Consider the following 13,498-nt stretch of genomic DNA (forward strand, 5'->3'; position numbering starts at 1 on the left):
TCAGGCCTCTCTTGACATCTTTCCCCGAGATAAATCGGTAAGTTGCTGATTAAAAAACTCCAACATTTCGATCGGCGCCATGCCGATGACATCGCTCTCAAGGCCGCGCGCATACTGCGCCAGCGCCAGGCATTTCTGCGCCAGCATGTCGCAGCCCAGGCTGTAGTCGCTGCTGACCCGGTTGCCGACCGGCTCGGGCACGGGCGGTCCCGCATGGCGGCCGGGCACGCCGGACGGCATGTTCATCAGGGCAGCCGACAGGGGGCGCAACAGGCCGGTCATGATGTCGATCGAGGCGTTCATCAGGCGCGAACGGCGCAGGCTGCCCAGCGGTTGCTGCGCGAAATGGTGCGCCATCAGCAGGAAGGTCAGTTCGTAGCAGCCCTGATACAGCTGCATCAGCGCGCGCGCCTGCTGGTCAGTCACCACGCTGCAGTCCGCGCGCGCTTCGAGCACGGGATTCTTCAGCGCCGGCAGGGCCGGCTCGAACGGCTTGTCGCAGCCTGAAAACCTGCCGGCGACGGCTCGCAGGCGCTGGAAGTGCGAGGAAGCGAAATGCGGCGAATCGACGGCCACGCCTTCCCCCTGCTCGGTGACGAAGTCGACGGCGAACAGCGCGCTGTCGCGGTCGGACACTTCCAGCTGGTAGCCGGGATAGGCGCGGTTGGTCAGTTCCTTCAGGAACAGATGGTGTTCGCCGCCGCGCTTGCCGCCGTTCTCGAACAGGCCAGGCAAACCGGCCAGGGCCTGGCGGATCGCCGTATAGAAGGTGGCAATCGATTTGCCCGGCGTGGGAATATAGTCGGGCCATTCGAAACGCACGAAGCGGGCCAGCACGTGTTCGGAAAATGGCTCAAGTGCGAATTCCGTGTCCAGGCCGAAACGCTGGCGCGCCTGCTGGCCCAGCACGGGGGCGCCGCCATAAAACGGTTCGCCAAGCGCCATCAACACATTGTTGACTAATAAGTAGTGAATCATTTCTTCGTGGGCGATTTCCAGCAACATGCCGCGCGTCCCGCTGTTGCGGCGCCGGTCTTCGCCGCCGCAGGCCAGTTCCAACTCGGCCGGCAGCCAGCGGCCGGCCCGCACCAGCGCCGCCCCCTGCGCATAATTGGGAATCGAATACGCGGCATACAGGTATTGCAGCATGAGCGACAGTTCCAGGTCGATGGCTTTTTTCAGTTCCTCGATCAGCTCCGCCTTGCTGCCGATGGCATGCGGCGCAGCCGGTGCCGGCACCGCCGCCCTGGCCTTTGCCTCGACCTGCGTCAGGTATTTCAGGAACAGGCGCGACTTTGGCAGCGACAGTTCGCGGGTGCTGGGCATGTAGTAGCTCTTGTCGCGGTTTTGCGGATCGCACATCTGCCACATCAGGCGCGAATACGTTTCGCACTTGCACTGGTCCGCCAGGCTGAAGACCTTGTCCGACATGAAGGGGTACACGAGCTCGTAGTAGCTCATCACATGCCGGTAGAGGAAGGCGTAGTCGACCTGTTCGGCCGGCACGTCGTCGAGATCCCAGTCGTCGGGCAGCACGCGCACGCCGAGGTACTGTTTATCCTTGCCGGTCCCCAGCACGATCCTGGTCGCGCCCGGCTGGCGGCCCGTCAGGATCAGCGCCGTGTAGCCGGTCCCAAGCGGCGAGGGCTGCCGCGCCACAGCCAGCAGCGCGCCGTCCTCGGCCTGCGCCGGCAGGGACGCGGGCGCCGCCAGCTCGCCGCGGAAGCGGCTTTGTACGGTGATGCTCTGCGGAAATGTTTCATGCTTTTTCCCGTTCGGCGCTTCCAGGTACAGCTGGTTGCTGTCCGATTGCAGCACCCAGTCGGCTTCTTCCCACTGCGCCTGCGCGCCGCCCAGGCTGAGCGAACCCGAGGCGGGGATTTGTTGCAGCGGCACGTCGAAGACGCCGTGATGGCGCCAGTGGTCACGGTACAGCTGCTCGGGAATCCGCGCCAGCAAGGTGCCGGCGCCGTCATGCAGCAGCAGGTCGCCCAGCGCCTGCTTGCCGCCCAGGGCATGCGTGGGATGCTGTTCCGAGACGGCGCCCGTGCCGCGCGTGGTGAAAGGAATGGCGGTCGGCATGTTGAACGCGACGCGGTCCGCGTGCACTTTGACCAGCACCGGCCCCAGGCTGCCCTGGCGCGGCTGCAGCAGGCGGCCGGCCGGATAGGTGGCCAGCTCGTCGCGCCGCCACAGGCCGATGCTGCCGGCCAGGTCGTAGAACACGGGCGAGTCGGGTTTTTGCGGCGTCGACATATTGAACAGGCAATACTGGACCGTCAGGCCCAGCACCGCGTCGTCGGCCAGTGCCTGCTGCAAGGCATGCATGCTGGCCGGCAGCGCGAGGTCCGCGTTGAACAGGAAATGCGGGTCGTGCTTGGACACGGAAAACTGGAACAGCCTGGAGCGGCCGAATTCCTCGTCCAGGAAATGCCCGCTGCGCTCGGTGATATGGCCGCTGCCGAGCCAGCGCACCGAATGCGCCTGCGCGATGTCGGCGGTGAACAAGGTGGGCGTGCTGGGCGTGGCCTGCTTGTCGCTGACGGTGAACTGGCCGGCGTAGATCAGCGTCGTGTCCGGCTTGGCAGGGTTGTTGTCGACCCACCTGGCGCGGTTGAACGTGGTGCGCAGGTACTCGTTGTAGTGGCCCCACAGGGCCAGCTTGGCGCCCACCAGCGCGTCGTGCGTATCGACCTCGCCATCGCGCAGCTGGACGCCCGTGATCCTCGCGTTTTCCCACGAGAAATGATTGTTGCCGCAAAAATTGTAGCCTGCCGCCTGGCTGAAGATACCGTCCGGATCCGGCTTGCCCGCCGCATTGAAACGGGGGGCAAGCTGTTTCAGGTGCGCATGGAATTCGGCCGGCGGCCGGCTCAGGTCGACAGCTTCTCCCGCCATCGATACCGTATTCGTGGCGATATCGACGTTGCCGTGCGTATTGCGATTTCCGGTCGGCACATTGGCGCGGGCAAAACCCCGAAAATGCAGGCGGGGGAAGTCAAGTAGGCTCATGCGCGCTCAGTCGAGGAAGTGATGAAGGTATCGTTGGCGGCGTCCTCCAGTTGATCGAGCCGTTGCAGCAACAGGCCGCTGGCTTGCTTGGCGCTGATCAGGCTGCCTTCCATCCAGCCGCAATGCGCGGTATAGGCATCCGAGCAGGAAATGATGCCGTCCCGGTGCAGCAGGACGGCCGGGTGCTCGGCTTCCGGCTCCACGCAAAACTCGACGCCATGCGGCCAGAACTTGTGGAAGTGCGCCTTGATCTGCGGCAGCGGCTGGCCATCGAGCGGCAGAACTTCTTCCAGATGGCTGCGGACACGCTCCAGGTACACGTCTTCACCGAGCTCCAGGCTGTCCCGCCAGTAGGTGGCGCTTTTGCTGTCGGTATAGAACAGCACATACTTGTCGCTCTTGAAGTAAATTTTGCGCAGGGGATTTGCCGCCATCAGCACCTTGTCGGTCAGCCCGAGCGCGTCCCACCAGGCCGTGTCAAACGTGAAGAAACCCTTGAACAGGGGCAGCGAGTCATACTGGAACGGACTCCAGGCGTGCGGGAAATCCAGGTTCAGGCGCGGCATGGCGGATGGCGGGATGGCCATCACCAGATGGCGCGCGCGGTGCATCTGCGTGTCGCCCTGGTGGCTGAAGGCGAGCACATGCTCGGCGCCGGATTTCTCTACGGACAGCAAACGGTGTTCGAGCCGGAATTCCACCCCGGCGGCCTGGGCCTGGTGCTGCAACTGGCACAGCAGCGCGTGGTAGCCGTCGGTGGCATAGCGCCACTGGTTGGCGGCGTTTTCCGTAAAGTGCTGCGTTTCCGGGTGCTTCTTGATGATGTCGTAGGCCATGACCGCCGACACCATCGGCAGCAGCAGGGCGTCATAGCCGGTCGCCTTGATGATGTGGCTGGCCTTGTCGGCGCCCAGGTAATGGCTGACGAACTCGAGGAAGGAGTCGTTCGGATGCTCGTTCAGCATCGGGCTCAGGCCATCGAGCGTTGCCTTCAGCTCTTCCAGCACGCTGTCGTGGGAAATGACCTCGGTGAACGGGTAGACGGCATGCGGCAGTCCGCTGCCCTGCATCAATTGCTGGAAATGCGGATGCAGTTGAGGCGAGTAGCGCGCGGCGCCGAGCTCGGCGATTTCCTCGCCGTCGATTTTCCGCGACTGGATGCGGCCGCCCACCGTGGCGTTCAGGTCGAATACCCGGATGTGCAGCTTCCTTTTGGCGGCGGCGTCGATCAGGCGGTTGGCGCAAGTCAAGCCGCCTATGCCGGCGCCGACGATGCAAATGTCAGAATACGTGCTCATACGAAATTCCTTTTTAACGTTCATTAATCGAAAAGCTGCAAAATCGCCGGCAAAAGTGTCCCCGGCACATGCAGGCAAGGGAGGGGGCGCAGCGTGTTACCGCACTTGGCAAGCGTTTTCGGCTGGGGAATGAAGAGCCTGGCGAGAACTGGCGTTGTGTCTGGAATGGTCGATTCTTGGCAGCAGAGTTTCTGTTTCAAATCAAAGATGGCACCGACGATAGCTCGGGTATCGGGCTGTCAGTTTGATAAATATCAATGTAGTTGCCCTTTGCGTGGCGCGCGCTGATCAAGCGGTAATGTCGCTACGCTCGTCAAAAACGGGAGGCGCCATGTCCGAATTCATGGACTTATTGCAATGCTCCGCCATGGCCACTACGCTGCTGATGGCGTGGCTGGTGGGTTCGCGCACGGTTGCGCGGCGCCTTGCCGGGTTCTAGATATCGTCATCGTGGAAGGCAAGGTTGTCGATGGCCATGCCTATGCGCTGGAGTTGCGGCGCCTGTGGTAGACTCGGTCTTGTGATAAATAAGCAAAGTTGTCAACTATGAATCAAAGTGCTGCAGAACGCGTCGTCGTCATCGGCGCCGGCATCGTCGGCGCGTCGCTCGCCTACCACCTGGCCAGCAAGGGCGCACAAGTCACCGTGGTCGAGGCGGGCGCCGTCGCGTCCGGCGTGACGGGCACTTCGTTTGCGTGGATTAACGCCTCCTGCGCGGGGATTGATCCCATCGCGGCCCTGCGCGGCGGCGCCATCGCAGCCTACCGGAAGCTGGAATCGCAGGTGCCGGGCTTGACGGTGCGCTGGCACGGCGCCTTGTCGTATGGCACGCAGGATGGGCGTGTGTCGCCCGAATCCATCTTGATTGACCGCTCGCGCATCGCCCAGCTTGAACCTCAGCTGCGGCAGCCGCCGCAACAGGCCGTCCACGAGCCGGAGCAGGGCGCGCTCGACGCCGTTGCCGCCACGCACGCCTTGCTGGCGGCGGCCCAGGCGCTCGGTGCAACGGTCCGCACGCACACGCCCGTGCTGGGTTTTACCGTCCGGGACGCGCAGGTGACGGGCGTGGAGACGGCCGCGGGCCTCATCGGGGCCGATATTGTCGTGCTGGCGGCGGGCACGGGCACGGCCAGCCTGGCCGCGCAGCTGGGAGTTGACTTGCCGATTCACGCCTCGCCCGCCATCTTCCTGCGCTACCAGGCGCCGTCCGGCCTCGTGCGCGGCATCATTTCCAATCATGCAATGGAAGTGCGGCAAGCCGAGGACGGGACCATGCTGGCAGCGGAAGACTATCTGGACGACGCGCCGGAAAACCAGCCCGCCGCCATCGCGCTGCGCACGGCCAGCGCGATCCGGGACGAACTGGAGGGGGCGGAGGCCATCGCGCCGGCATTCGCCGGCATCGGCCTGCGCCCCATGCCGCTGGACGGCGTGCCCGTCATCGGCTATCTGCCAAATATCAAAGGGGTGTATGTCTGCGCCATGCATTCGGGCGTCGTGCTGGCGGCCATCGTGGGGCAGCTGGCCAGCGGGGAAATCGTCGATGGCCAGCCGGCTGCGGCCCTGGAGGCTTGCCGGCCCGCGCGTTTCCTGGCGTGCTGACTTTTAAGGCACAGCTACCACGAACACGGGCAGCACGAACGGCACTTGCTCATCGCCGTCCTCCGACGGGGCCTGCATGAAATCCTCGTTGCGCCAGTCGCCGTTCACCACGCGCTCGGCGATCAGCGCCGGATCCCGCGTTTCGCGCAGCGCGCAGCGAAACGGCAGCCGCCCATGCGAGCGCGACACCAGGCTGAAACGCAACTGGCGGCATTGCGCGTCGTGCCAGCAATAGAACAGCATGTCCTCGCCCTTGACCGCGCTGCGGCGCGCCGCGATCACCTCGCCGATGAAGGCGACGATATCGGCCGCATGGATCTGCGGCGTTTCCTCGTCCGTGGGCGAAAAGCGCCACATATTGGTTCGGGCTTCGTGGTTGATGTCGTCGGGATCGATTTCCACGGCATCGTCTTTGGCCATGGCGAACCAGTTGCTTACGACGGTTGAGTGAATCATGTAAAGCTTTCAATGCTTATCAATATTTGTTTATTTACGCATCACCGGCTTGATTATGTCGGCGCATCCATTCATCTGCGACATCGCCCATGTTTTTGACGGCGCCATCGCCGATCCAGGCCATGAATTCACGGTCAAGCTTGAACTTTGGCCCGCACTGGGCAAGCAGGAAGCGCCTGACGTTCTGGGTGTTCCTGTAGTTGGCGTCAATGACCGTGTGCCGGGTGATGGTATCGCCATGCCAATCGAAATCCATGCTGCATCCTTCCTGACATATTAAGGCTGGGTAGGGAACGACCTGTAGGTGAGCTTGCTCGTGAACTCAGGCCTTGGAAATACATCAATGCTCAGCTCAGCCTCATCCGACAGCAGATTCCGCATATACTATGCTAAAACCATGATGCTGAGATTGCAGTTTAATACATAATCCTTGATGGAAATTCTCCTGAGTCAAGTCATTCACAATGCAATATAAGTTAAATCCTGGTGGCCGAACGATCAATGTCAGTTGATAACTTAGAATTTCTTCATTTTTCTCGGAATAATATGTTTTCATCGCTTGTTTTTTCACATATACTCCGGATTTTCTCAAGGCCTCATTAGTCAGATATATTATATTATCATCGAGCGTCACATCTAAATTGTCATGGCCATTATATTCGCATAGTATTGAAATCGGAAATTCCACCGCAATTTCAACTTCTCTTGCATAGTCGCAGGTTATTTTCATAATTTCAGGCTCTGCTGGTAATTTTATTTAAAATGAATTGGGCTGATATCAATCGTTCGAATGAAGTTCTACAATTCAAAGGCTTGCGCCGACTCAAGATGCTGTGCCGCAGGGAATGCATGTACCCGGCATGTACCCGGTAACGCACTGGATAGCAATCGACTTTCTGCATCAAACTATCGCTGATGGCCAGTGCATCATTCCATGCCAGCATCTTGGTGGGGCTTTCGCCACCGGCGTCGTCAAGCTCCACCATGGCCACTTTTCAGCCCCGCGGCCCATCCGCCAGCAACTCCGCCAGCCTGGTCGTCAGCCACAAGCTCGTCTCGCTGAGTTTCTTGCCGTGAATCGACAAGCGCCGCACCGGCAGCCTGGATAAAGCCAGCGCAGGGCAGGGTACTTCCTGCAAATAGCCCTTGTAGTTGTCGTAATTGGCGATGTTCAGGGGCAGAATCGCCCAGCCCAGCCCGTCGGCGACCATTTCCGCGATGCTGTAGAAACTGTCGGAAAACCAGACGGCGGGGCTGAACGCGTGTTCGCGGTTCAGTTCGGAATCCATGATCAGCTGGCGGTAGCGGGTCAGCTCGTTGCGGCTTACTTCCTGGCCATGGGCCATGGGGTGGCCTTTGGCCACGAACACGCCTTGGGCCACGCTGCCGATGTGCTGCTGTTCCAGCACGGGCGAGATCGGGCCGCGGTCAAAATGAAAAGCCACGTCGGCTTGCTGCTGCTCGACGTATTGTGCCACCTCGGACGCGGTGGCGTTGAGCATCACCAGTTCCAGCGCCGGGTAGCGCGCCGCCAGCTCTTTCACCAAAGTGCCGATGGCCAGGTAGGGCAGGGCTTCGTCCAGGGCCAGGGTCAGCTGCGCCTCGGGTGCCTCGCTCAGCAGCTGGGCGCGCAGCTGCAAGCGCTCGGCCTGGCGCAGCAGTTCGCACGCTTCCAGGTGCATCACCTTGCCCGCTTCCGTCAGCACGGCGCTGCGGCGCGAACGGTCGAACAGTTCCACGCCGAACTCCGCTTCCAGCAGCCCGATCGAGGTGCTGACCACCGATTGCGCGCGGCCCAGCCGGCGCGCCGCGCCCGAGAAAGAACCGGCCGCGACAGCCGCTTCAAAGTAACGCATTTGTTCCAAAGTCCATTGCATGGCATCAACCTATCTGTTTTACAGATGGATTTTAACTTGAATGCCATTCCAGGGCGACATAAAATGCTTTTACATTTTCAATAACACGAGATCCGCCATGAAAAACGCCCAAGCCAATTCCCCCGCCATCAGCTTTGCCTGGTGTCACGACGCCAGCGCCGAAGATACCTTGTGCAAGTTATATCTTGACAACGTCAGCGCCGACTACATCTCCCATTCGGAGCTGCAGGGCGAACGGGCCGATGCGCCCGGCAACTGGCGCGCGGACTTGCCTGAAGTGATACGCGGCGAAATCCGCGCCGCCCTGTCGCACGACTGGGCGCATGGCGATTCGACCCTGCTGGCCGTCGCCACCTTGGGTGACGCCATCGTCGGCATGGCTTTGGTTTCCATCGATACGCGCCAGCGCGCCTCGAAATCGTTCGCCGCGCTGGACGACCTGGTCTTGCTGCCTGCCGTGCGCGGCAGCGGCATCGGCAGCTTGCTGGTGGAGTGGCTGGCCGGCGAGCTGCGCAGCCACGGCATCGCCCGTCTGTTCCTCGAATGCGGCGCGCACAACCTGACGGCGCAACAATTCTTCCGGGGCCGCGGCTTCAAGCAGGTGTCCGTCGTCATGCTGCGCGAACTCGACGCAGCCACAGCGAGCGCCGCCGTGGATGACCAGGATGGCGACCGTGGCTGACGCCCGCCGCCCCCGACAAGGCCAGGCCCGTGGCAGCCTGGAACGTAAATATTTGCGCAGCACCCGTTTCATCCACACCGATAGTTGTTAAAAGTTACACTAAAATCCATGAGTTGTTTATGCATCCAATGAAAAAATGGCTGACGCTGGCCATCGTCTCCAGCGCCCTGTTCCTGATCGTGGTCGACATGACCGTGCTCTACACCGCCTTGCCCGCGCTGACGCGCGACTTGCAGGCCACTTCCTCGCAAAAACTGTGGATCATCAACGTCTACGCGCTGGTCGTCTCGGGCCTGTTGCCCGGCCTCGGCACCCTCGGCGACCGTCTGAGCCACAAACCCGTTTTCCTCGCCGGCCTGGCCGTGTTTGGCGTCGCCTCGCTGTGCGCCGCGTTTTCGCCCGCGCCGGAACTGTTGATTCTTTCGCGCATCCTGCTGGCCATCGGCGCCGCCTTGATGATGCCGGCCACCCTGTCCATCATCCGCCTGACGTTTACCGATAACCGCGAGCGCTCGTTCGCCATCGGCGTGTGGGCGGCAATTGCCTCCGGCGGCGCCGCCTTCGGCCCCGTGCTCGGTGGTTTCCTGATGGAACATTACTGGTGGGGTTCCGTGTTCCTGATCAACTTGCCCATCGTGCTGCTGACCCTGGTATTGGCCACCGTCGTCCTGCCGAAACGGGCCGGTAACCGCGACAAGCCGTGGGACTTGAAAGGTTCGCTGCAAATCATGATGGGCCTGCTTGGCGGCGTGTATGCGATCAAGGAGCTGGGCAAGCCGCAGCCTTCGTATGCGCTGGCCGCTGCCGCATTCGCCGTGGGCGCCTTCTTCATGCTCAAATTCGTGCGCCGCCAGAAGCGCCAGTCCAAGCCGCTGATCGACTTCGCCCTGTTCCGCGAACTGCCGTTTTCCAGCGCCGTGGCCGCCGCCATGGTGGCGTCCGCCGCCCTGATCGGCATGGAACTGGCGCTGAGCCAGCACATGCAGCTGGTGCGGGAATTGTCGCCGCTGGAAGCGGGCTTGCTGCTGCTGCCGCTGCCGCTGGCGTCCGTGTTTGCCGGTCCGCTGACGGGTTTCATGCTGCCGCGCGCCGACAAGGCCAAGGTCCTGTGGGGCTCGCTGCTGCTGTCCGGTATCGGCATGGCAGCGTACTTGCTGCTGCATGACGCCGCCGTCTCGGCGCAAGTGGCCAGCCTGGTGATACTGGGCCTGGGCCTGGGCGCCGTCATGACGGCCGCATCGAGCGCCGTGATGCTCAACGTGGCTCCCCAGCAAGCCGGCATGGCCGCCTCGATCGAGGAAGTGTCATACGAGCTGGGCGCCGTGATCGGCGTGACGGTGCTGGGCACCATCATGTCAGCCGTCTACAGCGCCACCCTGGTGATTCCGGAAAGCGCGGGCCTGCTGCCGAACGCCCATGACACCCTCGATGCGGCGCTGCTGGCCGCAGAACAGTTGCCGGTCGAACTGGGCCTGCAAGTGTCGGAACTGGCCCGCTCGGCCTTCGACAAGGCATTTATTGTCGTTCTGGCAACGGCTTCCGCCATCCTGATGGCGGCGGCCGCCACCATCCGCCACCTGCATCTGCGGGCCCGCCGCGCGGTGTGATGGACGGGGCCTTGCGCCCCGACAATATTGAACTGGATACTGGCTCGCCGCGCAAACGGCGGGCCAGTTGCATTTTCCTTCCTTGGGTCCGCATCGCGGCATCCCCCGTGGCACGCGGGGATGCCATTTTCCAGTATTCACTTCTCGGTGGCCGGGGGGCAAGACTTGCCGGGTCGCCGCCAGGACGACCTCCGGCGACGTCAGCGCTACTTGGCGGCTGCCGCTACATGGCCCGGAACAGGTGGACAAAGGCGCGGCTCACGGGCAGCTCACCCGCATGGCCGCGCATGCGCAGGAACAAACGGCTCGCTTCGTCGCGGCGCGTGCCATCCAGCCAGGCCAGGTTGATCAGGGTGGAGCGGTGTACTTGCCAGAATTGTTCCGGATCCAGCTGGGCGGCCAGTTCCGTGATGGGTGCGCGGATCAGGAACTCGCCGTCCACGCTGGCGACCACCGTGTACTTGTCGTCGGCATGAAAAAAGCGCACCTTGGCCACGTCGAGGTGGTGCGCGCGCTCGCCCTGGGACGCGAGGATGTAGCGCAGCCGGGGGCGGGCCGGACCGGGCGCGGCCGCCAGTTGCCGCAGGGCCTGCGCCATGGCCGCGCTGGCGGCCGGCAGGGGCGGCACCGACCGCAGGCGCGCCACGGTACGGGCCAGCCTTTCGGTGGTGACAGGCTTCAACACGTAATCGAGCGCCGCATGCTCGAATGCCTGCAAGGCAAATTCGTCGTAGGCCGTGACGAATACCACGCGGGTAGGGCCTTCGATGCCTTGCGCGACCTCCAGTCCGGTCAGGCCAGGCATCTGGATGTCGAGAAAGGCGATATCGGGTTCCAGCTCGGCGATGCGGGCGGCGGCCTCGACGCCGTTGCGCGCCATCTGGATGATCTGCAAGTCTGGCCACAGGGCCAGCAGCTGGTCGCGCAGGTAGCGCGCCACTTGCGGTTCGTCGTCCGCGATCAGGGCGCGCGTCATGCGGCCGCCTGCACTGCGGGGGCGGCGCCGCGCCGGTACGGCAGATCCAGCACGGCTTCCGCGCCAGGCTCGCGTTCGTGCAGGCGCAGGCTGGCGGCGTCACCGAACTCGGCTCGCAGGCGCGAACGCAGGTTGGCCAGCGCCATGCCGCTGCCCGGGCGTGCCGGCTTGCCGGGCGCCGCCAGGCCCGCGCCATCGTCCAGCACGCGGATTTCCAGGCGGCCCGCGCGCACCGCGGCATGCACGACGATGCTGCCGCCGTCCAGCCTGGGCGCCAGTCCGTGCAGGACGGCATTCTCGACCAGCGGCTGCAGCATCAGCGCGGGCATGCGGGCCAGGCGCGCTTGTGCGCTGGCGTCGATGCGGAAACGCAGGCGCTCCTCCATGCGTATTTGCAACAGAGAAAGATATTGGCTGGCCATGTCGAGTTCCGCGTCGACGGTGCTGTCGCCCTGGCGCAGCTGGGCCAGGCTGGCGCGCAGGTAGCCGGAAAATGTTTCCAGCATGCGTTTCGCGCGCGGCGGATCGTAGTCCATCAGGCTCTGGATATTCGCCAGGGTGTTGAACAGCAGGTGCGGCTCGATCTGGCCCTGCAGCAGGCGCAGGCGCGCATCCGTCACCTCGGTTTGCAGCTGTTGCTGGCGCAGGCGCGAACGCCACCACGCGCGGTTGGCCGCCATCACAAACAGGATGAACACGGCAAACTTGGTCAGCGCGGCAGGCAGGGAGACGAACATGCCCCATACGTTGAAACCCACCAGTACGGGGACGATGGTAAAGCCGATGGTCATGCCGACGATGATGCCGCCCAGCGCCAGCGCGCCCAGGCCCAGGCCGGCGCGCAGGTCGCGCACGTCCGACATGCGCTCGACGAGCGGCGCCGGCAGCCAGCGTTCGGCCAGACGCAGCACGCCAAACAGGGCATGCACGATGCACAGGCAGATGCCGATGTTCGGCAGCAGCGACGCCCACCACCAGTGCGGCCGGTCGACCCGGCCGAAGATGGCGACGATGGCCATCAGGACCAATGCCAGGGCGACACCGATCAGGGAAACGGCCAGCAGGCGGATCACGGGGGATACATCGTGCCGGGGGCGCAGTTCCCACAGGGAGCGCCAGCCCTGCAGCAAGCTTGTTTTTTGGATCATGGGCATAGTGTAGCGGCCCCTTGCCTGATTGACCAGAACACGGCTTGCCATTCGTCGGCTGTACTGTCGATTCGTCGCATGGACAGGGCGAGGGGCCGGCCCCGCTGTCAATCTGTATTCTCATCCACACATCACCAGGAACCACATGAAGCACAGCATGCTTATCCTTGCCTGCGCCGTCTTTTGCAGCGCCCAGGCCGCTAGCGCCCCCATCCTCCCGCCCATGGCCAGCATTCCCGCCGGCGTATTTACCATGGGCAGCACGGAGCCGCCCATCGGCGACGGCAGCCACAATCCGGCCGAGGGGCCACCCCGCGAGGTGCGCGTGGCCCCATTCCGCCTGGCAAAATACGAGACGACGGTGGCGCAGTTCCGGCAATTCGTCGCCGCCACCGGCTATCGGGCGGCAAGCGAATGCTGGGAATTCGACCGCAGCGACGGCATCGCGCTCACGAAATCGGGCTGGAACGCCCCCGCGCATGCGCCAACGGACTACCACCCCGTCATGTGCGTCAGCTGGGACGACGCGACGGCCTATGTACAATGGCTGGCGCGGGAAACGGGCCGCTCCTTCCGCCTGCCCAGCGAGGCAGAGTGGGAATACGCAGCGCGCGCCGGCACGGCCACGAAATACGCGTCCGGCGATACTCCTGAGCAATTGTGTAACTACGCCAACATGAAAGACCGGCGTTTCAAGGCTGCGGCCCGGCGCGACTTCGGCCTCGAGATGCTCGTCACCGATTGCGACGACGGCGCCGAGTACACGGCCGTCGTGGGCATGTATGCACCCAACGGCTACGGCTTGCACGACATGATGGGCAACGTGGCCGAGTGGGTGGC

Annotated in this window: 13 protein-coding genes; 5 read left to right on the forward strand and 8 right to left on the reverse strand. The window is 63.3% G+C overall.

Annotation, left to right across the window (positions count from 1 at the left end; genetic code table 11):
• Window positions 1–3,012, reverse strand: coding sequence for an iminophenyl-pyruvate dimer synthase VioB (gene vioB, locus CBW50_RS14755; protein WP_086146259.1), 3,012 nt, complete (start codon window positions 3,010–3,012; stop codon window positions 1–3).
• Complete coding sequence (locus CBW50_RS14760) at window positions 3,009–4,310, reverse strand: FAD-dependent oxidoreductase (RefSeq protein ID WP_086146260.1); 1,302 nt, start codon at window positions 4,308–4,310, stop codon at window positions 3,009–3,011. Before CBW50_RS14760 ends, vioB begins: the two co-directional genes overlap by 4 nt.
• Window positions 4,311–4,667: 357 nt before the next feature.
• Here CBW50_RS14760 and CBW50_RS29375 point away from each other — a divergent pair, with 357 nt between their 5' ends.
• Both CBW50_RS29375 and CBW50_RS14765 read left to right on the forward strand, forming a co-directional pair.
• The gene (locus CBW50_RS29375) at window positions 4,668–4,820 is read left to right on the forward strand and encodes a hypothetical protein (RefSeq protein ID WP_172404769.1); all 153 of its coding nucleotides are present in this window, start codon (window positions 4,668–4,670) and stop codon (window positions 4,818–4,820) included.
• Window positions 4,821–4,856: 36 nt separating this feature from the next.
• On the forward strand, window positions 4,857–5,912 hold the full coding sequence (locus CBW50_RS14765; protein WP_086146261.1) for an FAD-binding oxidoreductase: 1,056 nt from the start codon (window positions 4,857–4,859) through the stop codon (window positions 5,910–5,912).
• A 3-nt stretch (window positions 5,913–5,915) separates the two neighbouring features.
• Here CBW50_RS14765 and CBW50_RS14770 read toward each other — a convergent pair whose 3' ends face one another.
• From CBW50_RS14770 to CBW50_RS14780, 4 genes are all read right to left on the reverse strand, one after another.
• Window positions 5,916–6,368 (reverse strand): hypothetical protein, encoded by a 453-nt coding sequence (locus CBW50_RS14770; RefSeq protein WP_226935645.1) that lies wholly within the window; start codon window positions 6,366–6,368, stop codon window positions 5,916–5,918.
• Window positions 6,369–6,402: 34 nt separating this feature from the next.
• Window positions 6,403–6,624, reverse strand: coding sequence for a DUF6434 domain-containing protein (locus CBW50_RS14775; protein ID WP_086146263.1), 222 nt, complete (start codon window positions 6,622–6,624; stop codon window positions 6,403–6,405).
• A gap of 102 nt (window positions 6,625–6,726) precedes the next feature.
• A complete protein-coding gene (locus tag CBW50_RS28900) occupies window positions 6,727–7,098 on the reverse strand; it encodes a hypothetical protein (RefSeq protein ID WP_139842523.1) in 372 nt (123 codons plus the stop codon).
• A gap of 265 nt (window positions 7,099–7,363) precedes the next feature.
• The gene (locus tag CBW50_RS14780; RefSeq protein WP_086146264.1) at window positions 7,364–8,245 is read right to left on the reverse strand and encodes a LysR family transcriptional regulator; all 882 of its coding nucleotides are present in this window, start codon (window positions 8,243–8,245) and stop codon (window positions 7,364–7,366) included.
• 97 nt (window positions 8,246–8,342) lie between these two features.
• On the opposite strand from CBW50_RS14780, the gene CBW50_RS14785 reads away from it, so the two are divergent.
• Window positions 8,343–8,927 carry a GNAT family N-acetyltransferase gene (locus CBW50_RS14785; RefSeq protein ID WP_157792334.1) on the forward strand — a complete coding sequence of 195 codons (585 nt, stop codon included), beginning with the start codon at window positions 8,343–8,345 and terminating at the stop codon, window positions 8,925–8,927.
• Window positions 8,928–9,055: 128 nt separating this feature from the next.
• Complete coding sequence (locus CBW50_RS14790) at window positions 9,056–10,534, forward strand: MFS transporter (protein ID WP_301178811.1); 1,479 nt, start codon at window positions 9,056–9,058, stop codon at window positions 10,532–10,534.
• Between the two features lie 223 nt (window positions 10,535–10,757).
• On the opposite strand, the gene CBW50_RS14795 is transcribed toward CBW50_RS14790, so the two are convergent.
• Both CBW50_RS14795 and CBW50_RS14800 read right to left on the reverse strand, forming a co-directional pair.
• Complete coding sequence (locus tag CBW50_RS14795) at window positions 10,758–11,510, reverse strand: LytTR family DNA-binding domain-containing protein (RefSeq protein ID WP_086146267.1); 753 nt, start codon at window positions 11,508–11,510, stop codon at window positions 10,758–10,760.
• Window positions 11,507–12,658: a sensor histidine kinase gene (locus CBW50_RS14800; RefSeq protein WP_157792333.1), complete on the reverse strand. Its 1,152-nt coding sequence runs from the start codon at window positions 12,656–12,658 to the stop codon at window positions 11,507–11,509. The genes CBW50_RS14795 and CBW50_RS14800 overlap by 4 nt, the downstream gene beginning before the upstream one ends.
• 145 nt (window positions 12,659–12,803) lie before the next feature.
• Here CBW50_RS14800 and CBW50_RS14805 point away from each other — a divergent pair.
• Window positions 12,804–13,498: SUMF1/EgtB/PvdO family nonheme iron enzyme (locus tag CBW50_RS14805; protein ID WP_086146269.1), on the forward strand; the 695-nt coding region annotated here is incomplete at its 3' end.

The sequence above is a fragment of the Janthinobacterium sp. GW458P genome, assembly GCF_002127585.1.
In the GTDB taxonomy this organism is placed as follows: Bacteria; Pseudomonadota; Gammaproteobacteria; order Burkholderiales; family Burkholderiaceae_D; genus Janthinobacterium.

What these genes read in the sequence shown, in the direction of transcription:
- vioB (WP_086146259.1), bottom strand. Translation starts at nt 3,012, where the DNA reads ATGAGCCTACTTGACTTCCCCCGCCTGCATTTTCGGGGTTTTGCCCGC.
- CBW50_RS14760 (WP_086146260.1), bottom strand. Translation starts at nt 4,310, where the DNA reads ATGAGCACGTATTCTGACATTTGCATCGTCGGCGCCGGCATAGGCGGC.
- CBW50_RS29375 (WP_172404769.1), top strand. Translation starts at nt 4,668, where the DNA reads ATGCTCCGCCATGGCCACTACGCTGCTGATGGCGTGGCTGGTGGGTTC.
- CBW50_RS14765 (WP_086146261.1), top strand. Translation starts at nt 4,857, where the DNA reads ATGAATCAAAGTGCTGCAGAACGCGTCGTCGTCATCGGCGCCGGCATC.
- CBW50_RS14770 (WP_226935645.1), bottom strand. Translation starts at nt 6,368, where the DNA reads ATGATTCACTCAACCGTCGTAAGCAACTGGTTCGCCATGGCCAAAGAC.
- CBW50_RS14775 (WP_086146263.1), bottom strand. Translation starts at nt 6,624, where the DNA reads ATGGATTTCGATTGGCATGGCGATACCATCACCCGGCACACGGTCATT.
- CBW50_RS28900 (WP_139842523.1), bottom strand. Translation starts at nt 7,098, where the DNA reads ATGAAAATAACCTGCGACTATGCAAGAGAAGTTGAAATTGCGGTGGAA.
- CBW50_RS14780 (WP_086146264.1), bottom strand. Translation starts at nt 8,245, where the DNA reads ATGCAATGGACTTTGGAACAAATGCGTTACTTTGAAGCGGCTGTCGCG.
- CBW50_RS14785 (WP_157792334.1), top strand. Translation starts at nt 8,343, where the DNA reads ATGAAAAACGCCCAAGCCAATTCCCCCGCCATCAGCTTTGCCTGGTGT.
- CBW50_RS14790 (WP_301178811.1), top strand. Translation starts at nt 9,056, where the DNA reads ATGAAAAAATGGCTGACGCTGGCCATCGTCTCCAGCGCCCTGTTCCTG.
- CBW50_RS14795 (WP_086146267.1), bottom strand. Translation starts at nt 11,510, where the DNA reads ATGACGCGCGCCCTGATCGCGGACGACGAACCGCAAGTGGCGCGCTAC.
- CBW50_RS14800 (WP_157792333.1), bottom strand. Translation starts at nt 12,658, where the DNA reads ATGATCCAAAAAACAAGCTTGCTGCAGGGCTGGCGCTCCCTGTGGGAA.